The organism is Enterobacter sp. RHBSTW-00175, from assembly GCF_013927005.1.
Taxonomy (GTDB): domain Bacteria; phylum Pseudomonadota; class Gammaproteobacteria; order Enterobacterales; family Enterobacteriaceae; genus Enterobacter.
Genome location: NZ_CP055930.1, coordinates 2,643,966 through 2,664,297 on the forward strand (window position 1 = coordinate 2,643,966; position 20,332 = coordinate 2,664,297).

At 53.5% G+C, this 20,332-nt stretch carries 23 protein-coding genes; 14 read left to right on the forward strand and 9 right to left on the reverse strand.

Annotation, left to right across the window (positions count from 1 at the left end; all coding sequences use genetic code 11):
• Window positions 1-7: 7 nt before the first annotated feature.
• The 3 genes from ulaD to HV107_RS12585 are packed head-to-tail and all read left to right on the forward strand — an operon-like array spanning window position 8 to window position 2,207.
• Window positions 8-658 (forward strand): 3-keto-L-gulonate-6-phosphate decarboxylase UlaD, encoded by a 651-nt coding sequence (gene ulaD, locus HV107_RS12575; protein ID WP_008502901.1) that lies wholly within the window; start codon window positions 8-10, stop codon window positions 656-658.
• Between the two features lie 9 nt (window positions 659-667).
• Complete coding sequence (locus HV107_RS12580) at window positions 668-1,534, forward strand: L-ribulose-5-phosphate 3-epimerase (protein ID WP_182063390.1); 867 nt, start codon at window positions 668-670, stop codon at window positions 1,532-1,534.
• A complete protein-coding gene (locus HV107_RS12585; RefSeq protein ID WP_182063391.1) occupies window positions 1,521-2,207 on the forward strand; it encodes an L-ribulose-5-phosphate 4-epimerase in 687 nt (228 codons plus the stop codon). The genes HV107_RS12580 and HV107_RS12585 overlap by 14 nt, the downstream gene beginning before the upstream one ends.
• 139 nt (window positions 2,208-2,346) lie before the next feature.
• Here HV107_RS12585 and yjfY read toward each other — a convergent pair whose 3' ends face one another.
• A complete protein-coding gene (yjfY, locus tag HV107_RS12590; RefSeq protein WP_182063392.1) occupies window positions 2,347-2,622 on the reverse strand; it encodes a DUF1471 family protein YjfY in 276 nt (91 codons plus the stop codon).
• A 343-nt stretch (window positions 2,623-2,965) separates the two neighbouring features.
• Here yjfY and rpsF point away from each other — a divergent pair, with 343 nt between their 5' ends.
• The 5 genes from rpsF to HV107_RS12615 all read left to right on the forward strand — a co-directional run bounded on the left by rpsF (window position 2,966) and on the right by HV107_RS12615 (window position 5,486).
• Entirely contained in the window at window positions 2,966-3,361 is a 396-nt protein-coding gene (rpsF, locus tag HV107_RS12595; protein WP_182063393.1) for a 30S ribosomal protein S6, read from the forward strand.
• Between the two features lie 6 nt (window positions 3,362-3,367).
• Window positions 3,368-3,682, forward strand: a complete 315-nt coding sequence (priB, locus tag HV107_RS12600; protein WP_014068638.1) for a primosomal replication protein N — start codon at window positions 3,368-3,370, stop codon at window positions 3,680-3,682.
• Between the two features lie 4 nt (window positions 3,683-3,686).
• The gene (gene rpsR, locus HV107_RS12605) at window positions 3,687-3,914 is read left to right on the forward strand and encodes a 30S ribosomal protein S18 (protein ID WP_000135199.1); all 228 of its coding nucleotides are present in this window, start codon (window positions 3,687-3,689) and stop codon (window positions 3,912-3,914) included.
• A 41-nt stretch (window positions 3,915-3,955) separates the two neighbouring features.
• The gene (gene rplI / locus HV107_RS12610) at window positions 3,956-4,405 is read left to right on the forward strand and encodes a 50S ribosomal protein L9 (protein WP_182063394.1); all 450 of its coding nucleotides are present in this window, start codon (window positions 3,956-3,958) and stop codon (window positions 4,403-4,405) included.
• Between the two features lie 151 nt (window positions 4,406-4,556).
• Window positions 4,557-5,486 carry a DMT family transporter gene (locus tag HV107_RS12615; protein WP_182063395.1) on the forward strand — a complete coding sequence of 310 codons (930 nt, stop codon included), beginning with the start codon at window positions 4,557-4,559 and terminating at the stop codon, window positions 5,484-5,486.
• A 44-nt stretch (window positions 5,487-5,530) separates the two neighbouring features.
• Here HV107_RS12615 and HV107_RS12620 read toward each other — a convergent pair whose 3' ends face one another.
• Window positions 5,531-6,181, reverse strand: coding sequence for an OapA family protein (locus HV107_RS12620; RefSeq protein ID WP_182063396.1), 651 nt, complete (start codon window positions 6,179-6,181; stop codon window positions 5,531-5,533).
• A 233-nt stretch (window positions 6,182-6,414) separates the two neighbouring features.
• Between HV107_RS12620 and fklB the strand changes: the two genes are divergently transcribed.
• Window positions 6,415-7,035 carry an FKBP-type peptidyl-prolyl cis-trans isomerase gene (gene fklB, locus HV107_RS12625; protein ID WP_182063397.1) on the forward strand — a complete coding sequence of 207 codons (621 nt, stop codon included), beginning with the start codon at window positions 6,415-6,417 and terminating at the stop codon, window positions 7,033-7,035.
• Window positions 7,036-7,348: 313 nt separating this feature from the next.
• Window positions 7,349-8,758, forward strand: coding sequence for a D-serine/D-alanine/glycine transporter (gene cycA, locus HV107_RS12630; protein WP_182063398.1), 1,410 nt, complete (start codon window positions 7,349-7,351; stop codon window positions 8,756-8,758).
• A 96-nt stretch (window positions 8,759-8,854) separates the two neighbouring features.
• Here cycA and ytfE read toward each other — a convergent pair whose 3' ends face one another.
• Window positions 8,855-9,517, reverse strand: coding sequence for an iron-sulfur cluster repair protein YtfE (gene ytfE, locus HV107_RS12635; protein WP_182063399.1), 663 nt, complete (start codon window positions 9,515-9,517; stop codon window positions 8,855-8,857).
• Window positions 9,518-9,764: 247 nt separating this feature from the next.
• Between ytfE and HV107_RS12640 the strand changes: the two genes are divergently transcribed.
• Window positions 9,765-11,414, forward strand: coding sequence for a methyl-accepting chemotaxis protein (locus HV107_RS12640; RefSeq protein WP_182063400.1), 1,650 nt, complete (start codon window positions 9,765-9,767; stop codon window positions 11,412-11,414).
• A gap of 46 nt (window positions 11,415-11,460) precedes the next feature.
• On the opposite strand, the gene HV107_RS12645 is transcribed toward HV107_RS12640, so the two are convergent.
• The 3 genes from HV107_RS12645 to HV107_RS12655 all read right to left on the reverse strand — a co-directional run bounded on the left by HV107_RS12645 (window position 11,461) and on the right by HV107_RS12655 (window position 14,256).
• Complete coding sequence (locus tag HV107_RS12645) at window positions 11,461-12,426, reverse strand: DMT family transporter (protein WP_182063516.1); 966 nt, start codon at window positions 12,424-12,426, stop codon at window positions 11,461-11,463.
• A 75-nt stretch (window positions 12,427-12,501) separates the two neighbouring features.
• Window positions 12,502-13,326, reverse strand: coding sequence for an AraC family transcriptional regulator (locus HV107_RS12650; RefSeq protein ID WP_182063401.1), 825 nt, complete (start codon window positions 13,324-13,326; stop codon window positions 12,502-12,504).
• An 81-nt stretch (window positions 13,327-13,407) separates the two neighbouring features.
• Complete coding sequence (locus HV107_RS12655; RefSeq protein ID WP_182063402.1) at window positions 13,408-14,256, reverse strand: SDR family oxidoreductase; 849 nt, start codon at window positions 14,254-14,256, stop codon at window positions 13,408-13,410.
• 84 nt (window positions 14,257-14,340) lie between these two features.
• Between HV107_RS12655 and HV107_RS12660 the strand changes: the two genes are divergently transcribed.
• Window positions 14,341-14,724, forward strand: coding sequence for a helix-turn-helix domain-containing protein (locus HV107_RS12660; RefSeq protein ID WP_182063403.1), 384 nt, complete (start codon window positions 14,341-14,343; stop codon window positions 14,722-14,724).
• Between the two features lie 62 nt (window positions 14,725-14,786).
• Here HV107_RS12660 and HV107_RS12665 read toward each other — a convergent pair whose 3' ends face one another.
• Entirely contained in the window at window positions 14,787-16,730 is a 1,944-nt protein-coding gene (locus HV107_RS12665) for a bifunctional 2',3'-cyclic-nucleotide 2'-phosphodiesterase/3'-nucleotidase (protein ID WP_182063404.1), read from the reverse strand.
• A 190-nt stretch (window positions 16,731-16,920) separates the two neighbouring features.
• Here HV107_RS12665 and cysQ point away from each other — a divergent pair, with 190 nt between their 5' ends.
• Window positions 16,921-17,661, forward strand: a complete 741-nt coding sequence (gene cysQ / locus HV107_RS12670) for a 3'(2'),5'-bisphosphate nucleotidase CysQ (RefSeq protein ID WP_182063405.1) — start codon at window positions 16,921-16,923, stop codon at window positions 17,659-17,661.
• Here cysQ and HV107_RS12675 read toward each other — a convergent pair.
• The gene (locus HV107_RS12675) at window positions 17,655-18,212 is read right to left on the reverse strand and encodes a YtfJ family protein (protein WP_182063406.1); all 558 of its coding nucleotides are present in this window, start codon (window positions 18,210-18,212) and stop codon (window positions 17,655-17,657) included. The two genes, cysQ and HV107_RS12675, sit on opposite strands and share 7 nt — an antisense overlap.
• 324 nt (window positions 18,213-18,536) lie before the next feature.
• Between HV107_RS12675 and HV107_RS12680 the strand changes: the two genes are divergently transcribed.
• A complete protein-coding gene (locus HV107_RS12680) occupies window positions 18,537-18,743 on the forward strand; it encodes a DUF1107 domain-containing protein (protein WP_182063407.1) in 207 nt (68 codons plus the stop codon).
• Between the two features lie 70 nt (window positions 18,744-18,813).
• Here the strand turns inward: HV107_RS12680 and HV107_RS12685 are convergent, their stop codons facing one another.
• On the reverse strand, window positions 18,814-20,151 hold the full coding sequence (locus tag HV107_RS12685) for a hemolysin family protein (RefSeq protein ID WP_182063408.1): 1,338 nt from the start codon (window positions 20,149-20,151) through the stop codon (window positions 18,814-18,816).
• Between the last annotated feature and the right edge of the window lie 181 nt (window positions 20,152-20,332).

Sequence of the window (20,332 nt, forward strand, 5' to 3'; positions counted from 1 at the left end):
ATTTGAAATGTCATTACCAATGTTGCAGGTTGCGCTGGATAACCAGACGTTGTCTCACGCTTATGAAACCACCCGCCTGATTGCGGAAGAGGTGGATATCATCGAAGTCGGCACTATTCTGTGCGTGGGTGAAGGCGTTCGCGCGGTTCGCGACCTGAAAGCACTCTATCCGCATAAAATCGTACTGGCGGACGCGAAAATCGCCGATGCGGGAAAAATCCTCTCCCGCATGTGTTTTGAAGCCAACGCAGACTGGGTCACCGTTATCTGCTGTGCGGATATCAACACCGCCAAAGGTGCGCTGGACGTCGCAAAAGAGTTTAACGGCGACGTGCAGATTGAACTGACCGGCTTCTGGACCTGGGAGCAGGCGCAGGAGTGGCGCGATGCGGGCATTCAGCAGGTGGTGTATCACCGTAGTCGCGATGCGCAGGCGGCGGGTGTGGCCTGGGGCGAAGCGGATATCAGTGCCATCAAACGCCTGGCGGATATGGGCTTCAAAGTCACCGTGACCGGCGGCCTGGCGCTGGAAGATTTGCCGCTGTTTAAAGGTATTCCGATCCATGTCTTTATTGCCGGTCGTAGCATTCGCGATGCGGCCTCTCCGGTGGAAGCCGCACGCCAATTCAAACGCTCAATTGCTCAGCTGTGGGGCTAAGGAGTGGGTATGTTGTCAAAACAGGTCCCGCTTGGCATTTATGAAAAGGCGCTCCCCGCGGGGGAGTGCTGGTCAGAACGATTGCAGCTTGCAAAGCAGCTGGGATTCGATTTTGTCGAAATGTCAGTAGATGAAACAGACGTGCGTCTCTCCCGGCTGGACTGGAGCCGCGAGCAGCGTCTGGCGCTGGTGAATGCAGTGGCTGAAACCGGCGTGCGTGTACCGTCTATGTGCCTGAGCGCTCACCGTCGTTTTCCACTGGGAAGTGAAGACGATGCGGTGCGTGCTCAAGGCCTGGACATCATGCGTAAAGCTATTCAGTTTGCCCAGGATGTGGGGATCCGCGTCATCCAGCTCGCCGGATACGATGTCTATTATCAGCAAGCCAACGATGAAACGCGCCGCCGTTTCCGCGATGGGTTGAAAGAGAGCGTCGAAATGGCCAGCCGTGCCCAGGTGACGCTGGCGATGGAAATCATGGACTATCCGCTGATGAACTCCATCAGCAAGGCTCTGGGCTACGCACACTACCTGAATAACCCCTGGTTCCAGCTTTATCCCGATATCGGCAACTTGTCGGCGTGGGATAACGATGTACAGATGGAGTTGCAGGCGGGGATGGGGCATATCGTGGCGGTACATGTCAAAGATACACGTCCGGGTGTGTTCAAAAATGTTCCGTTCGGCACCGGGGTGGTGGATTTCGAACGGTGCTTCCAGACCCTCAAGCAGACTGGCTATTGCGGACCCTATCTGATTGAGATGTGGAGTGAAACATCGGACGATCCGGCTGGTGAAGTGGCAAAAGCCCGAGACTGGGTGCGCGAGCGTATGGTGCGGGCAGGATTACTGGAGGCCGGGCATGAAGCAGCTTAAACAGCAGGTCTTTGAAGCCAATATGGATCTCCCGCGTTATGGCCTGGTGACGTTCACCTGGGGTAACGTCAGCGCTATCGATCGTGAGCAGGGGCTTGTGGTGATTAAGCCAAGCGGTGTGGCGTATGACACCATGAAAGCTGACGATATGGTGGTCGTTGATCTCGAAGGAAATGTCGTCGAGGGCAGATGGCGACCGTCATCGGATACCGCTACCCATCTGGCGCTTTATCAGCGATATCCGTCGCTGGGTGGTATCGTGCATACCCACTCAACACATGCTACCGCCTGGGCACAAGCAGGGTTGGCCATTCCGGCGCTGGGCACCACCCATGCAGACTATTTCTTCGGCGATATTCCTTGCACGCGAGCGCTTACTCAGGCGGAAGTGGAAGGGCAGTATGAGCTCAACACCGGGCAGGTGATCATTGAAACACTCGGTGAGCGCGAGCCGTTGCATACGCCTGGCATAGTGGTCTATCAGCACGGCCCATTTGCATGGGGAAAAGATGCCCATGACGCTGTTCATAACGCGGTGGTGATGGAAGAAGTAGCCAGAATGGCCTGGATTGCCCGCGGTATTAACCCACAGCTTCAGGCTATTGATAATTATCTGATGAACAAGCACTTCATGCGTAAGCATGGTCCGGATGCCTATTACGGGCAGAAGTAAACACGTGCTCTGGAATACCAAAATCGTTGTAACCGGTGGTATTTCAGAGCCATCTGCAAAAAAAAGCCCCCGGGCAGGGGGCAAGTCAAACTATGGCTATGTTGTCTTTGTTGGCTTTCCTGGTGCTAGCGTTAAAGCGTTATCGGTAAATATCTGCACTTGCGTGCATGTTGCCGTTGCTGCCGGGCTCACGCATCAGAATGACGTGATAGTATTTTGCGCCCTGGGCATCGGTTTCTTCATTAATTGCCTGATCTGCTTCACTTTCAGTGGCGAAATTATGATTGATGTAGATTACGCCTAAGCTTTGCACATCATCCATGTTTCTGGCCTGCCGGCCGTCTATCTTGATGGCTGCCATCGCGTTTGCACTAAGCAAAAGCGCAGCCAGTACGGCGATTGCGATTTTTTTCATGATATGCGCTCCACGACTGCGTGCTGTGTGACGGTTTAAACATCTCCTTCTGCCTTTGGATGAACTCTGATTAAAGTGTAATCGCTTCTCTGGAGGGGATTGGTGACCATTTCTGATGCTGTTGTTCAAAAAAACAACGCTTCCAGATGTGATTAATTTTAAATCATCCACTTAGTCTGGCTTTGCGCTTTGTGCGAATTTTTTGCGCAATCAGCTTGAGTTTTCGGGAGCTCGCAAGTATTATGACGCGTCAATTTTTCAGCCGACCTTTAACACGTTCCTTGCCTCCCCGGGCCTCGGCTGACCCAGACAGGAGGCTGAATAATCCGTAAGGAGCAATTCGATGCGTCATTACGAAATCGTTTTTATGGTCCATCCTGACCAGAGCGAACAGGTTCCGGGTATGATCGAGCGCTACACTGGTGCAATCACTGCAGCAGCGGGCACGATCCACCGTCTGGAAGACTGGGGCCGCCGTCAGCTGGCTTACCCGATCAACAAACTGCACAAAGCTCACTACGTTCTGCTGAACGTTGAAGCTCCGCAGGAAGTGATCGATGAGCTGGAAACTAACTTCCGCTTCAACGATGCCGTTATCCGCAGCATGGTTATGCGTACTAAAAACGCAGTTACCGAAGCATCTCCGATGGTTAAAGCGAAAGACGAGCGCCGTGAGCGTCGCGATGATTTCGCAAACGAAACCGCAGATGATTCTGATGCTGGGGATTCTGAAGAGTAATTTCTGATGACCAACCGTCTGGTGTTGTCAGGCACTGTGTGCAGGACCCCCCTTCGAAAGGTCAGTCCATCAGGAATTCCGCATTGCCAGTTCGTGCTTGAGCATCGTTCTGTGCAAGAGGAAGCCGGGTTTCACCGGCAGGCGTGGTGCCAAATGCCCGTTATTATTAGCGGACACGAAAACCAGGCCATTACTCACAGTATAACGGTCGGTAGTGCAGTAATCGTTCAGGGGTTCATTTCTTGCCACAAGGCAAAGAACGGTCTGAGCAAAATGGTTCTGCATGCCGAGCAGATTGATTTGATAGATTCTGGAGACTAGCCATATGGCACGTTATTTCCGTCGTCGCAAGTTCTGCCGTTTCACCGCGGAAGGCGTTCAAGAGATCGACTATAAAGATATCGCAACGCTGAAAAACTACATCACCGAAAGCGGTAAGATTGTCCCAAGCCGTATCACCGGTACTCGTGCAAAATACCAGCGCCAGCTGGCTCGCGCTATCAAACGCGCTCGCTACCTGTCCCTGCTGCCGTACACTGATCGTCATCAGTAATCGGGCACGGTCCATTAATACGACTTTAAGAGGATAAGGTAATGCAAGTTATTCTGCTTGATAAAGTAGCAAACCTGGGCAGCCTGGGTGATCAGGTAAACGTTAAAGCGGGCTACGCTCGTAACTTCCTGGTTCCACAGGGTAAAGCTGTTCCAGCTACCAAGAAAAACGTAGAGTTTTTCGAAGCACGTCGCGCTGAACTGGAAGCCAAACTGGCTGACGTTCTGGCGGCTGCTAACGCTCGCGCTGAGTCAATCAACGCACTGGGCACCGTTACCATCGCTTCCAAATCTGGCGACGAAGGTAAACTGTTCGGTTCCATCGGTACCCGCGATATCGCTGATGCAGTAACTGCTGCTGGCGTTAAAGTGGCTAAGAGCGAAGTTCGTCTGCCGAACGGCGTTCTGCGTACCACTGGTGAGCACGAAGTTGACTTCCAGGTTCATAGCGAAGTGTTCGCTAAACTGGTTGTTAGCGTTGTAGCTGAGTAATTTTTTACTCTGCTCACGTTGAAGCGCCGGCCTTGTGCCGGCGTTTTGCGTTTTAGGCTTCCAGAAATCTTCTTTTCTTCTTGTATGGTAGTTATTCCTGTCGCATTCTCAGATAATAAAATGAAACGCAATTTTATCTTTGGGATTTGCTATGGACACCCCCTTATCCGTACCGATTTTCGCCCGTAAAAATGTCGCTTATGCCTGCGCCACCCTGTGCTGTTTGCTCTGGGGAAGCTCTTACCCGGCAATAAAAAGTGGTTATGAACTCTTTAGTATCGCGACTGATGATGTTCCGTCAAAAGTCGTCTTTGCCGGATACCGTTTTCTTTTCGCGGGGCTGATCCTGTTGCTGTTCGCACTGGCTCAGCGCAAGCCTATCGCCCGGCTGACAACAAAACAGTTCGGCCAGCTCACCCTCCTTGGGCTGACCCAGACATCGATTCAGTACACCTTCTTCTATATAGGGCTGGCCTACACGACTGGCGTCAACGGCTCGATCATGAATGCCACTGGCACTTTCTTTAGCGTGTTGCTGGCGCATTTCATCTATCACAACGACAAGCTCAGCTATAACAAGACATTGGGCTGTATTTTGGGGTTTGCCGGGGTCATGCTCGTGAACTTCCACAGTGGGTTAAGTGAATTCCGCTTTGTCTGGAATGGCGACGGCTTCGTGGTGCTGGCGGCCTTTATTCTCTCTGCCGCTACGCTATACGGGAAACGCATCTCCCAGACGGTCGATCCTACAGTAATGACGGGCTGGCAGCTTGCTATCGGTGGCGCGGTACTGGTGGCTGGCGGCTACGCAACGGGCGGTACGCTGGAAGTGCATAGCCTGAAGGCGTTGGCGGTGCTCGGCTATCTGACGTTGCTTTCCTCGGTGGCCTTCGCGCTGTGGAGCGTGTTATTGAAGGTGAACCGCGTCAGTATGATCGCACCGTTCAACTTTGTTGTGCCGGTGGCTGGGACGGTGCTTTCCGCGATTTTCCTTGGTGAGAATATCCTGGATATCAAATACGCGGTGGCGCTGGTGCTGGTTTGCTCAGGGATTTGGTGGGTGAATAAGCGCAGTGCCTGAGACGAACATGGCCGGGTGCGGTTTCGCCTTACCCGGCCTGTGAATTAACGTGCTCTGATAAAACTGCCATCGGGCTGGCGCGTAAACAGCACCTGCTGACCATTCCCGGTATCAATCGTTAACCCGGTCACGACCCCGCTGGCATTCTGGCGGATCTGCACCATCTGGCCATTCTGCAAATTGCTGAGCGGTTTACCCGCCCCTTCAACCTGTGCCATGGCATAGACATCTGTTGGCGGCAGGTTATGGTCACGGAACAGCTGTGCAAGCGTTTTACCCGGCTCTACACGATACGAACGCCATTGTTGCTCAATACCTGTCGGCTGCTGAGTCTGGGCTTGGGGTTGCTCAGGAGCAGATGCCTGATCCTGCGGTTGTTCGTCCTGTACTGGCTCTGGCTCAACGGGAGCAACCTGGCCCGGATCGTTAGAGGGGGTGACCAGCTGAGTCTGCATTGGCTGAGGATCGGGCTGCGGCCGCGCCTGAGACTGGATATCCAGCTGAGCATTGCGGGCGGCTGGCGCGGTATCGCTGTTATCGCCACCAGAAGGTAGCAGGAAGCCCAGAATGACCAGCAGCGCCCCAATGATGATGCCTTTGCGATGCAAAGACGGCAGCGGGTCCATGATGCGAAAATTATCTGGTGCTTGCCAGATTTTCGCCAGGGTAGGTTTCAGTTCAAATCGCCCGGGCATGGCTTTCCTCCTGCTCCGCGTCTTTTTTATCCTGTCCTGAGAAGTGTAGTTTGCTAACTGCCTGACGGGCGTAACAAAGTCGGCTTCCGTGACACATATTTAGGAAATATCCTGACGGGCTCTATTGTTTCTGTTTCCCCGCAATTTGTCATCTTAACTTAAGACAAAGTTTTACCCGATGGGGTGTGACTGTTATGCTGCCCGCTACTTTAAATGTGATGGAAGGAAAACCCATGACCACCCCGACTTTTGACACTATCGAAGCGCAGGCAAGCTACGGTATCGGCTTGCAGGTAGGACAGCAACTGAGCGAATCCGGCCTGGAAGGACTGTTACCGGAAGCGCTGGTGGCGGGTATCGCTGACGCGCTGGAAGGCAAACATCCTGCTGTTCCTGTAGATGTTGTGCACCGTGCGCTGCGCGAAATCCACGAACGTGCTGACGCCGTACGTCGCTCGCGTTTCGAAGAGATGGCAGCAGAAGGTGTTAAATTCCTGGAAGAGAACCGCGAGCGTGAAGGCGTTAACAGCACCGAATCTGGCCTCCAGTTCCGTGTGATCAACCAGGGCGATGGCGTAATCCCGGCTCGCACTGACCACGTCCGTGTACATTACACCGGTAAGCTTATCGACGGTACTGTGTTTGACAGCTCTGTTGCGCGCGGTGAACCGGCTGAGTTCCCGGTAAATGGCGTAATCGCTGGCTGGATTGAAGCTCTGACCCTGATGCCAGTCGGTTCCAAATGGGAACTGACTATCCCGCAAAACCTGGCCTACGGCGAGCGCGGCGCTGGCGCGTCTATCCCACCATTCAGCACCCTGGTGTTTGAAGTCGAGCTGCTGGAAATCCTGTAATCGGCTTTGCTTATTTCCTCTCTCCGCCCGGGGAGAGGAAAATAGTGATAAAACCTATAGTTACGACGGAATCAACATTTTATCTTGCAAATGAAACTGTTGCGTGTATTTTTGTGAGCTGTTTCGCGCTGTATGAGTGATATGACACTCACTTTCAACATATTATTAACATAATATCCAATTCATAGTATTCATCCCGCCGATTCTTACCTAATATCGATTAGCCCTTACATAGGGAACGTCATTTTTTTGACGCATTTAAAGGCCAGAAGAGCCTTAACAACACAGACAGGCATAAACAGGAAAATATCACATGGTAGATCAGGTCAAAGTCGTCGCTGAAGAAGAAGCGCCGTCTGAACAGTCGCTACGGCGCAATCTCACAAACCGTCATATTCAGCTTATTGCCATCGGGGGTGCCATCGGTACCGGGCTGTTTATGGGGTCGGGCAAAACCATCAGTCTTGCCGGGCCGTCGATCATCTTCGTTTATATGATCATCGGTTTTATGCTCTTTTTCGTGATGCGCGCAATGGGTGAATTGCTGCTCTCGAATCTCGAATACAAATCCTTTAGCGACTTCGCATCCGACCTGTTAGGGCCGTGGGCAGGTTATTTTACAGGCTGGACGTACTGGTTCTGCTGGGTTGTCACAGGGATGGCCGACGTAGTTGCCATTACCGCATACGCCCAGTTCTGGTTCCCCGGCCTTTCTGACTGGGTGGCATCGCTGGCGGTTATTGTCCTGCTGCTGAGCCTCAACCTGGCTACCGTGAAAATGTTCGGTGAAATGGAGTTCTGGTTTGCGATGATCAAAATCGTCGCCATCGTGGGACTGATTATTGTCGGGCTGGTCATGGTTCTCACGCACTTCCAGTCGCCAACGGGTGTTCAGGCTTCCTTTACCCACCTGTGGAATGACGGTGGCTGGTTCCCGAAAGGGCTGAGCGGGTTCTTTGCCGGCTTCCAGATTGCGGTGTTTGCGTTTGTGGGTATTGAGCTGGTGGGCACCACCGCCGCAGAAACCAAAGATCCGGAGAAATCCCTGCCACGCGCCATCAACTCCATTCCGGTGCGTATCATTATGTTCTACGTGTTTGCACTGGTCATCATCATGTCGGTCACGCCGTGGAGCTCTGTTGTGCCAACCAAGAGCCCATTTGTGGAGCTGTTTGTGCTGGTGGGGCTGCCGGCTGCGGCAAGCCTGATTAACTTCGTGGTGCTGACTTCTGCGGCTTCTTCGGCAAACAGCGGCGTGTTCTCTACCAGCCGTATGCTGTTTGGCCTGGCGCAGGAAGGCGTTGCGCCGAGCGCGTTCGCGAAATTGTCTAAGCGTGCGGTACCGGCGAAAGGGCTGACCTTCTCCTGTATGTGTCTGCTGGGTGGTGTGGTTATGCTCTACATTAACCCAAGCGTGATTGGCGCGTTCACCATGATCACCACGGTGTCTGCGATCCTGTTCATGTTTGTCTGGACCATCATCCTGTGTTCATACCTGGTGTACCGCAAACAGCGTCCGCACCTGCATGAAAAATCGATCTACAAGATGCCGCTGGGCAAGGTGATGTGCTGGGTGTGCATGGCGTTCTTCGCGTTCGTTATCGTGCTGCTGACGCTGGAAGATGATACCCGTCAGGCACTGATTGTTACGCCGCTGTGGTTCATCGCACTGGGGCTGGGCTGGCTGTTTATCGGTAAGAAACGAATGGCTGGTGTAAGGTAAAAGCAAAACGGCAACTTCGGTTGCCGTTTTTGGTTTTTGCACCCTCTCCCTGTGGGAGAGGGTTGAGGTGAGGGCATCAGGCCTCAGCGGGCTTTTTTATTCACCCGCTAATGCACGCGGGAACAGAACGTTATTTTCAAGACTGATGTGCTCCATCAGGTCGTCGATCATTTCGTTAATGCCGTTGTACATCGCTTTCCAGGTGGTACAGGCTTCTGGCGGCGGTGTGACGTTGTTGGTGGTGTGTTTGATCACTTCCAGCAGTTCGCCTGCATCGTCGTGCTCGCTTTCCATCACGCTGATTGGCCCCATCGCCTGGCTGCCCATTCCCTGTTTAATCATCGGGAAGAGGATCTGCTCTTCTTTCATCATGTGGCTGGAAAGTTCTTCATGCAGCAGGGTCAGGTATTTCGCCAGGCCGCGTGGAACTGAAGGTTTGTCAGCATGAACACGTTCAACTTTGGTTGCCTGTAAAATCAGTTCAGGCAGCTGTTCACGGTGACGGTCGTGGTAACGCACGATAATGTGGTCGATGATCGCTGCAAGCTCAACCATGCGCCAGTCTTTCTCAACAGGCTGCTCGGCCAGTTTTGCCAGCTCCGCTTCGATGGTCTCTACATCCAGCTCTTTGCGCGAAGCCGCGCGCGCCAGCGTTTGCTTACCGCCGCAGCAGTAATCCATGTCGTATTTACGAAACAGCGCAGAAGCGCGAGGGATGGAGAGCGCTAGCTCGCCGAGTGGTTGGTCGCGGAAGGCCATAGCAGTTACCTCATCATCAATAATATAAGATGTATTTTAAATGCATCTTTATGGCGATGCTATAACCCTTTAGTGGCACGCGCGAAAATGTGAGAAGGGTCACAAAAATTTCTTATGTTTTAAGCTTCTGAATGAATTAAAAAAACTCCAGGTAAGGGGGTTTTGAAACTGAAGAAACATTAAACAACACGGCCCGCCTGCCGATAGTTACACGTCAGACAATATCCTGCATATAAAAAGGCGACGCATGTTTAAACGTATAAAAGTGATTACCCTCCTGGTCTCGGTGCTGCTTGTGCTCGGCATCATGCAACTGATCTCCGCCGGCATTTTTATTAATGCGCTAAATAACGACAAAGATAACTTCACCGTCTCTCAGGTGGCGAGCCAAAACGTCGCGGAGTTCACCGATGCGTGGATCAGCCTTAACCAGGCGCGTGTCACCCTGAACCGCGGGATGTTGCGTCTGCAAAGCAGCGTGGCGACCCAGATTAACGGCGGTCAGTTGAATGAGCTGGTAGAGACGGCAAAAAATCTGCTGGCTGATGCACAGGCGCATTTCGATAAATACTACGCACTGCCAAATACCCCGGGGCTGGGTGAAGAGTTACCCAAGCAGCTGGAAGAGCAGTACCGTATTTACTCTTCCACGTTGACGCAAATGAACGTACTGCTGGCGCAGGGCAATCTGGACGACATGTTCAAGCAGAATGCCGAGCAGAAGCAGAATGCGATGCAGAAGGTCTATCACGAGTGGCGTACTGTCCAGGCAAAGCTCACCAGCAAAGGGATCAAGGATAATGAAAGTGACTATAAGCGCATCATGTGGGCGCTCTCGGTCATTATGCTGATCGTTGTGGGTGTGATTATCGCCAGCTGGATTGCAATGCGTCGTGTTCTGCTGTTGCCGTTGCAGGATGTCATCGGCCATATCCGTGCCATTGCCGCCGGTGATTTGACTCAGCCAGTCGAAGCCAGTGGTAAAAATGAGATGGCCCTGCTGGCGCACAACGTCCAGCAGATGCAAAAAGCGCTGGCCAACACGGTCGGTGTGGTGCGCCAGGGCGCAGATACCATCTACACCGGGGCGGGTGAAATTTCCGCGGGCAGCAATGATCTTTCTTCCCGTACCGAACAGCAGGCCGCTTCTCTGGAAGAAACCGCAGCCAGTATGGAACAGTTGACGGCGACCGTTAAGCAAAACGCCGACAATGCACGTCAGGCTTCTCGCCTGGCGCTGGATGCCTCTTCAACCGCGAAGAAAGGCGGCAGCGTAGTGGAAGGCGTGGTACGTACCATGGACGAAATCGCCACCAGCTCCAGCAAAATTGCCCAGATCACAAACGTTATCGACGGTATCGCTTTCCAGACCAACATCCTGGCGCTGAACGCAGCGGTTGAAGCGGCGCGTGCAGGTGAGCAGGGGCGTGGATTTGCGGTGGTTGCGGGTGAAGTCCGTACCCTGGCACAACGCAGCGCCCAGGCAGCGAAAGAGATCAAAGCGCTGATCGATGATTCCGGCGAACGTGTTAACGCAGGTTCTCAGCTGGTGAACGAAGCGGGTGCCACGATGGCGGAAATCGTTAATGCCGTGACCCGTGTAACGGACATTATGGGTGAGATCGCCTCTGCGTCTGACGAGCAGAGCCGTGGTATCGACCAGGTCGGTCAGGCTGTTGCAGAGATGGATCGCGTGACTCAGCAAAACGCCTCGCTGGTGGAAGAGTCTGCAGCGGCGGCGGCGGCGCTGGAAGATCAGGCTGCACGTCTGAACGAAGCGGTTGCGGTGTTTAAAATTGCGCACGGCCAGGCAGTGAAAGCGGCTCCTGTAAAAACCTATGTGCCAAAAGCGCAGCCAGTAGCGGCGGCGACGGAAGCTAACTGGGAAACCTTCTAAAACCACGCCTCGTAGGCCGGGTAAGCGTCAGCGCCACCCGGCAAAATCACATCTCTGAAGCCGGAACCACCATGGGTTTTTCCGGCTTTGCCCTCACAGCAATCACCACGCCAACCACCAGCAGTGCTATTCCACAGGCTGTCAGCAGCGGCGGCATGCTCTGGCGCATCAGGAAGGTGTAAAGCAGCCCGGCAAGGGTTTCAAAGACAATCAGCGGCCCTAAGATCACCGTTGGTAACTTCTGGCTGGCGATGTTCCAGCAAAGCGCGCCGACCCAGGAGCAGAGCACTGCGATAGCGACCATTAACCCGACAAACACCCACGGACGTGGCCCGAAGGGCAGGGCGAATTCAGGCTGTTGCACACCTAACCACGCGCAGGCTCCCACGTAGCCCACCAGCGAGAGGGGCAGCGTAACCAGCGCCTGCGCCGTGGCCCACATCATCGGATGTTTGTCCGGGTTCTCCCGCAGCCAGCGCGCGTTGCGCAGGGCATACCACGCCCAACACACCACGGAAATAAAGGCCAGCATGATGCCGGAACCGTAACGCAACAGGTCGACGTCATCCAGCCCGTGGCTCAGCTCGGCAACGTTCACACACACTAACCCGGCGGTGATGCAGACCAGTGCAGGCACCATTTTTGACCACGCCAGCTTGCCATCGCGATGGCTGTATAGCAGGTTGGCAAAAACCGGGATCACCACCGGCAGCGTGCCGATAATCATGGTGGAAACCGGCGCGCCCGTGCGCTGAATGGCACTGGCGAGACACACGTAATAGATGAGGTTCCCCATCATGGTTAATGCCAGCGCGGTTCCCCAGTCCTTGCGGCTAAGCTGGCGTAACCGCCCGCGACCGAACCAGGCCAGAGGAAGGGCAATCAGCCCAAGCGCCAGATAGCGTCCGGTGGACTGCAAAATTGCCGGGTATTCCGGCACGATCACCGGGCCTACAAAAATCAGCCCCCACATTAAACCTGCAAGCAGGGCATACAACACGCCGCTAATCATTTTTCCATCCACATTCATTCATTCTGTCATCAGTGTAGAAAGGGAAATTACCGCCGTATTGTATGAGATTGCGCTTTAGCGCTTAACGACCTGCTTCTGGTAGCGTACCGGCGTAATGCCGTAGCGACGGGTAAACGCGCGGGTTAAATGGGACTGATCGGTCAGGCCAGTAGCGGCTGCGACTTCAGCGGCGGGCATTCCGTGAGTCAGAAACGCTTTGGCGCGCCAGAGGCGGATAGCCATCAGCATCTGATGCGGGGTGACATGGAAATGGGCTTTGAACTGGCGCTGAAAATGGTACGGGCTTAGCGATATCACGTTCGCCAGCTCATCTAATGTGAGCGGGTGCATATAGTTGTCGTGCAGATAGTCACGCACGCGTTCGAACCGGAGTGCGCCTTCCTGAATTACGGGCGCGTGGCGGGCGAGCGGCTGGAATGTGTCAATCAGCTCCAGCAACATCCCTTTTTGCGCCAGCGGATCGTCCGTGTGCCACAGGCCGTATATCAGCTGCCCGATTTGCTGCGAGCGAAGGGGATCGTGGCGTGTCACATCGCTAAACCACCAGTGGCGAATGCCGGTTACCTCTTCGAGAAGCTGGGGGTCAAGATAGACCATCCGGTAGCGCCAGCCATCGTCCGTGGCGGACTCGCCGGTGTGGATCTCGTCCGGGTTCATGGTGACAACAGATTGCGCAGGGGCAAGATACTGAGTCCCGCGATAACGAAAGCGCTCGGCACCGGTTTCTATTGTGCCGATACCAAAGGCTTCGTGGGTGTGAGGCTCAAAAGCGTAGTCTGAAATATGTGCATGATACAGTTCGATGCCCGGCACCTGCGGCAGATGGCGAAAACGCGCGCTGTCTCTCTCATAAATGAACTGTTCTGGGACGCCTTGCACGGTGAACCTCCTCGTGGGTCATCTCTCCATTATCAGAGATGACCCGAGGGGATACCACAAAAAATAACCAGTTTGTAACAATTACAGGATGGCTTTGACGCTTTCAGCCAGTGGCGTCGTCGGGCGGCCAATCAGCTTGCTCAGAGTATGGCTGTCGTCGAACAGACCACCTTTAGACGCGCCGGTGTCGGAGTCGGCAAGCATATCGGCCAGCCCGGCGGGCAAACCAACGCTTTTCAGCGCGGCAGCAAAATCAGCTTCGCTCAGGTTCTGATACGCCACGTTTTTACCGCTCTGTTTGCTCAGCTCCGCAGCCAGTTCGCTCAGCGTCCATGCGTTGTCGCCCGCCAGTTCATACACCTTACCCGCATGACCATCCTGGGAGATAACCGTTGCGGCGGCAGCGGCATAGTCTGCGCGGGTCGCGGAGGCAATTTTGCCCTCACCGGCGGCACCAATGAATACGCCGTGTTCCAGCGCAGGCGGCGCACTCGCCAGATAGTTTTCGGTGTACCAACCGTTGCGCAGCAGGGCGTAAGGCACGCCAGACTCCGCCAGTGCTTTCTCGGTGGCGACATGCTCAACGTGCAGCCCCAGCGGGGATGTATCGGCATGCAGCAGGCTGGTATAAGCGATGAATTTCACGCCCGCAGCTTTAGCGGCGTTAATGACGTTCTGGTGCTGTGTTGCGCGTTGACCCACTTCGCTGGAAGAGATCAGCAGGAGTTTATCCACGCCGTTCAGCGCCGTGGTGAACGCTGCCTGGTCGGTATAATCCGCCTGACGCACAACGATACTTTGCTGGCTCAGCGCCCCGGCTTTTGCCGGATTACGCACAATGGCTAAAATCTGACTGGCCGGAACGGTTTTCAGCAGGTGTTCAATAACCAGCTGGCCAAGCTGGCCGGTAGCACCGGTAATTGCGATCATGAGGGAACTCCTTCGTGTTTGTCTTGTGTTGTGGCACACTATCACCAACACTTACTTTTAGTAAGTACGCACAAAAAGGTAAGTATGAAAACGACGCCAACGCTCAGTGAACAATTACGAGACGGAAACCTGTTTGCCGAACAGTGCCCATCGCGTGAAGTGTTAAAGCATGTCACCAGCCGCTGGGGCGTGCTGATCCTGGTGGCGTTACGTGATGGCACGCATCGCTTTAGCGATCTGCGCCGCAAAATGGGCGGCGTGAGCGAGAAGATGCTGGCCCAGTCGCTTCAGGCGCTAGAGCAGGACGGGTTTATCGATCGCGTTTCGTATCCGGTCGTGCCGCCGCATGTAGAGTATAGCCTGACGCCGTTAGGGGGTGAGGTAAGCGAGAAAGTGGCCGCACTGGCGGACTGGATTGAAGTGAATACGCCTCAGGTACTGGCAAACCGGGACGATCGTGCGGCCTGATGCCCTCACCCTGGCCCTCTCCCTGTGGGAGAGGGAACAGATGCAGCGTTGCCGTTTGGCTTTTACTTGCTCAAATCTACCTGATAAACCGCAAACCCGATATCGTCTGTCCCGACCTTATTCATCGGGTACTGCGCCTTATCCTTAATGAATGTCGCCGCCTTATCAGATGGTGACGTTTCAATGCGGATATCCAGTTTCGTGTCACTGTGAACAGGTGCCAGACGCCAGTTGTTATCCACCGCCGGATGAATTTCACCCGCCTTTTTCGACTCTGCGCTGATCCAGGCCGCCAGCACGGAGCGATTCTCGTCTGGTGAGGCAAAGGCGATGTGGCTATCACCCGTTCCGGCAAACTTACCGCCGTAGGCCCGGTAGTTATTGGTCACGACCAGGAAGGTCGCACCCGGATCAAGTGGTTTGCCGTTGAAGGTCAGGTGTTTGATACGTTCTGCCTGCGGATTGATTGTCTGACACTCACCGTCATATTTCGCAGGCTGGGTAACATCAATCTGATAATCCACACCGTCGATCACGTCGAAATTATAGGTACGGAACCCGTCCCAGTTAATCAGCGACTGCGGTTTACTGCTGTTCGGATCGATCTGATTAAACTGCCCGGCAGAGCACTCAAGCCAGTCTTTCACCTCTTTACCCGTTGCTTTTACTACCACCAGCGTGTTTGGGTAGAGATAGAGATCGGCGGCATTACGGAAGGTAAGCTGGCCCTTTTCAACTTCAACATAGCTTGCCGGATCATTCTTACGCCCGCCCACTTTGAACGGTGCAGCGGCAGAAAGCACCGGCAGTTTTGCCAGGTCCGGGTCGCCCTGAATAAAGTGTTCCGCGTAGGCTTTCTGCGCCATGTTGACCACCTGTACCGTTGGATCATCCTGTACAAGTGCCAGGTAGCTGTACATGTTGTCGGCGGATTTACCGATCGGTTTGCTGACGAATTCACGCGTGGCGTCATGGTCGTGCTTCAGCACGTCGACCAGTTTTTTATCTTCAGCGGCCAGTGATTTTTTGGCGGCGGCATCATAAATCGGGCGCGCTTCGGCTTTCGACTGGGTAACCTTCCAGCTGCCGCTGTCGTTATTCAGCACCAGATCCACCACCCCAAGATGATCGCCCCACATGCCAGGCATCACTGACGGCACGCCGTTCAGTGTCCCTTTTTCAACATCTGCACCTTTGATGCTGGCGAAATCTTTACCCGGGAAGACGGCATGAGCGTGGCCAAACAGAATGGCATCCACCCCCGGCACTTCACTCAGATAGTAAACCGAGTTTTCCGCCATCACCTGATATGGGTCGGCTGAAAGCCCCGAATGGGCGACCACCACTACCAGGTCTGCCCCTTTCTCACGCATCTCCGGCACATATTTGCGGGCGGTTTCGGTGATGTCGTTAACGGTGACTTTGCCGCTGAGGTTGGCTTTATCCCACGTCATTATCTGTGGCGGTACAAAGCCGATATAACCGATTTTCAGCGACTGCTTTTTACCGTCTTTATCGACGACCTCAGTCTCTTTAATCAGGTAAGGGGTAAATAAGGGTTTTTGGGTCTTAACGTCGATGATATTGGCGTTAACGTACGGGAACTTTGCGCCAGCCAGCGCATCGTGAAGGTACTTCAGGCCGTAGTTAAACTCGTGGTTGCCCAGGTTGCCAACGGTATAATCCAGGGTGTTCAACGCCTTATACACCGGATGGATCTCGCCTTTTTTCAGTCCCTTCGCGGCCATATAGTCGCCCAGTGGACTACCCTGAATAAGATCCCCGTTATCGACCAGCACGCTGTTTTTCACTTCACTGCGGGCAGCGTTGATCAAACTTGCCGTGCGTACCAGCCCGAATTTTTCCGTTGGCGTGTCTTTGTAGTAATCGAAGTCCATCATGTTGCTGTGCAGATCGGTGGTTTCCAGAATGCGGAGATCCACCGTTGCCGCCTGTACACTTGCTGCGATCAGCGTTGCCAGGAGCGTTGCGCTAAACTTAATCATCAGAGGAGTCCTTTTTTCGATCCAGGCCACAAAAGAATATGTATGTATATTTTGTTGCTTACAGAATTGTGAATCCTGCCAGAAAAAAGCATTTTGAAATCAGTATTGCCTCACAGATAGCGGAATTGTTCACATTACGATATAAATAAAACAACGAGTTAAGCCTACTGCGTTAACGAAGAGGTGGAGAATGTTAGATAAGATTTGTCAGCTCGCACGGGATGCGGGTGATGCCATTATGCAAGTGTATGATGGTGCAAAACCGATGGACGTTGTGAGTAAAGCGGATGATTCCCCGGTCACCGCGGCAGATATCGCGGCGCACGACGTGATCCTGAAAGGGTTACAGGCGCTGACGCCTGATATTCCCGTACTCTCAGAAGAAGCGCCGCAAGGCTGGGACGAACGCAAGCACTGGCAGCGCTACTGGCTGGTCGACCCACTGGATGGCACCAAAGAATTCATTAAGCGTAACGGTGAGTTCACCGTCAATATCGCGTTGATTGAAAAGGGGAAAGCGATACTTGGCGTAGTGTACGCGCCGGTCATGAAGGTGATGTACAGCGCTGCGGAAGGTAAAGCCTGGAAAGAAGAGTGCGGTGTGCGTAAGCAGATTCTGGTGCGCGATGCGCGTCCGCCGCTGGTGGTGATCAGCCGTTCGCACAGCGACAACGAACTGAAAGAGTACCTGCAACAGCTGGGTGAGCACCAGACAACGTCGATTGGCTCATCGCTAAAATTCTGCCTGGTGGCAGAGGGTCATGCGCAGCTTTATCCTCGTTTCGGGCCAACCAACGTCTGGGATACGGCCGCAGGACATGCCGTGGCCGTCGCAGCCGGCGCGCATGTTCATGACTGGCAGGGTAAGCCGCTTGACTACACCCCGCGCGAGTCGTTTTTAAACCCAGGCTTCCGGGTATCTATCTACTGAGCCAGCAGTTTGTGCAGCAGGGCAACCACCTGCTGCACCTCTTCCTGTGTCAGAGCGCCGTCTTTGGCCCACTGTACGCGGCCCTCTTTATCCAGCACCACAATCGCAGAACTCTCTTCTTCCAGCTGCCAGGCCTTACGCGTCACACCGTTACTGTCGACAATAAACTGCGACCACGGGTAGAGCTTTTTATTGCTCTCCAGGCTTGAACGCACGAACATCCCGGAGCCCGGGATGGCATCGTCGGTGTTAACAATAGTGGAAGTCTGGTAGCGGTCATGAGGGAATTTTGCGGCCTTGATCGCTTCTACCAGGGCGGCGTTTTTTTCTTTTGCAGATGTACGACCGGCAATATGTTGTACAACTCTCACTTTGCCCGCGAGCTGCGCGCTATTCCAGGGTTTGTAGCTAAACTTATCATTGTCGAGAATCAATTCTCCCCGGTCAGCAATACCGACTGGCGGCACACGTTGTCCGTTTTCAAAGTTGTGTGCGCAGGCCCACAGCGGCAGAAGCAGAAATGCTGCTGCCAGGATGTTACGTAGGGTCATGGTGTTTCCTTATTTTTAGCAGGTGATCCGACCACTTGGTCATACGCTTTTAAGCATAAGTGCGATCAAGAGGGTTTTCCCGCAATCCCAATGCCAGATTGCGGGCGAACGCACATATCCGCGAAAAAACGACGGCTTATACTGCCCTTAGTCACAGTTTGCAAAGAATATTCTGATTAATTGTAATCAAACGGTAAATAAACTTATGCACACTGGGTATCAACGGTAGTTCTGGTCTATAGTCATTGGGCAATAAATTTGCGCTCAGGACAGTCGGGCCGATTGTGGCACCGCAAGAGCGTATGATTCGCAGGAGATACAAGAATGAAAATTTTCCAACGCTACAACCCGCTTCAGGTGGCGAAGTACGTGAAGATCCTGTTCCGTGGACGGTTGTATATCAAGGATGTTGGCGCTTTCGAGTTCGATAAGGGCAAGATCCTTATCCCGAAAGTGAAGGATAAGCAGCACTGGTCTGTGATGTCCGAAGTCAACCGTCAGGTTATGCGTCTGCAAACTGAGATGGCTTAATCAACGTGCTATGCAGTAGTTAAAAAAACGGCTCCCGCGGGAGCCGTTGATGTTTTTACCCTAAGTAACCTTAAGCAGAAACCTGCTCCTCCGCGTCTGGCAGCTTCGGCACCAGCACGGTTGGTTTGTTGTCGATACGCGTCACCAGCAGCTGATCGATGCGGTAGTTATCAATATCCACCACTTCAAACTTATAGCCAGAGAACTTCACCGAGTCGGTACGTTTCGGGATTTTACGCAGCATAAACATCATAAAGCCGCCGATCGTCTCATAGTTGCCGGACTGCGGGAATTCGTCGATATCCAGCACGCGCATCACGTCTTCAATCGGCGTGCCGCCATCAATCAGCCATGAGTTCTCATCACGCTGAACAATTTGCTCTTCCATGCCCTGGCCAACCAGGTCGCCCATCAGCGTGGTCATCACGTCATTCAGTGTGATAATACCCACCACCAGCGCGTATTCGTTCATGATAACTGCGAAGTCTTCACCGGCGGTTTTGAAACTTTCCAGCGCTTCAGAGAGTGTCAGGGTGTCTGGCACAATCAGCGTGTTACGGATCTGTACGCCGCTGTTCAGCGCCAGGCTCTGATTCGCCAGCACGCGGTTCAGCAGGTCTTTGGAGTCCACATAACCGATGATGTGGTCGATATCTTCGTTACAGACCAGGAACTTAGAGTGCGGATGTTCTGCAACTTTGTTCTTCAGGCTCTGTTCGTCTTCGCGCAAATCGAACCAGATAACACTTTCACGGCCCGTCATTGACGACGGCACGGTACGGGATTCCAGTTCAAAAACGTTCTCGATTAACTCATGCTCTTGTTTACGCAGAACACCGGCCAGCGCGCCGGCTTCCACCACCGCATAAATATCGTCGGAGGTGATGTCATCTTTACGCACCATTGGCAGCTTAAAGACGCGGAAAATCATGTTCGCCAGGCCATTGAAGAACCACACCAGCGGGCGGAACACGAACAGGCAGAAGCGCATCGGGTTGATGATACGCAAAGCCACAGCTTCTGGCGCAATCATACCGATGCGTTTCGGGGTCAGGTCGGCGATCAGAATGAACAGACCTGTCACCAGCGAGAAAGAGAGAATAAAGCTCAGTTGCTCGGCAAGCTCTGCGGACATGTACTGAATAAAGAGGCTGTGGAACGCCGGAGAAAACGCCGCATCGCCCACGATACCGCCCAGAATGGCGACCGCGTTCAGGCCAATTTGCACCACGGTGAAAAACATTCCCGGGTTTTCCTGCATTTTCAGGATGCGTGCTGCGTTGATGTTGCCTTCGTCGGCAAGCAGCTTAAGTTTTATTTTTCGGGACGCAGCCAGCGAGATCTCAGAGATTGAGAAAAACGCACTGACGGCAATAAGACAAAGTATTACTAAAATACTGTTTAACATAGTTTATCCGGCTTCTCGCCAGATCCTCGGAAGGGAAGTTAGTCACGTTTGTGTGAAAACACTATTGAACACCAGCTCGTAGCGTTGAGCCGATTATTTCAGCGGGTAGTATAGCGTAAAGGAGTGTAAACCTGCCAGAGGTCACATTTTGAGTAGTTTTATGCAGGAAATGCCCGGGTAA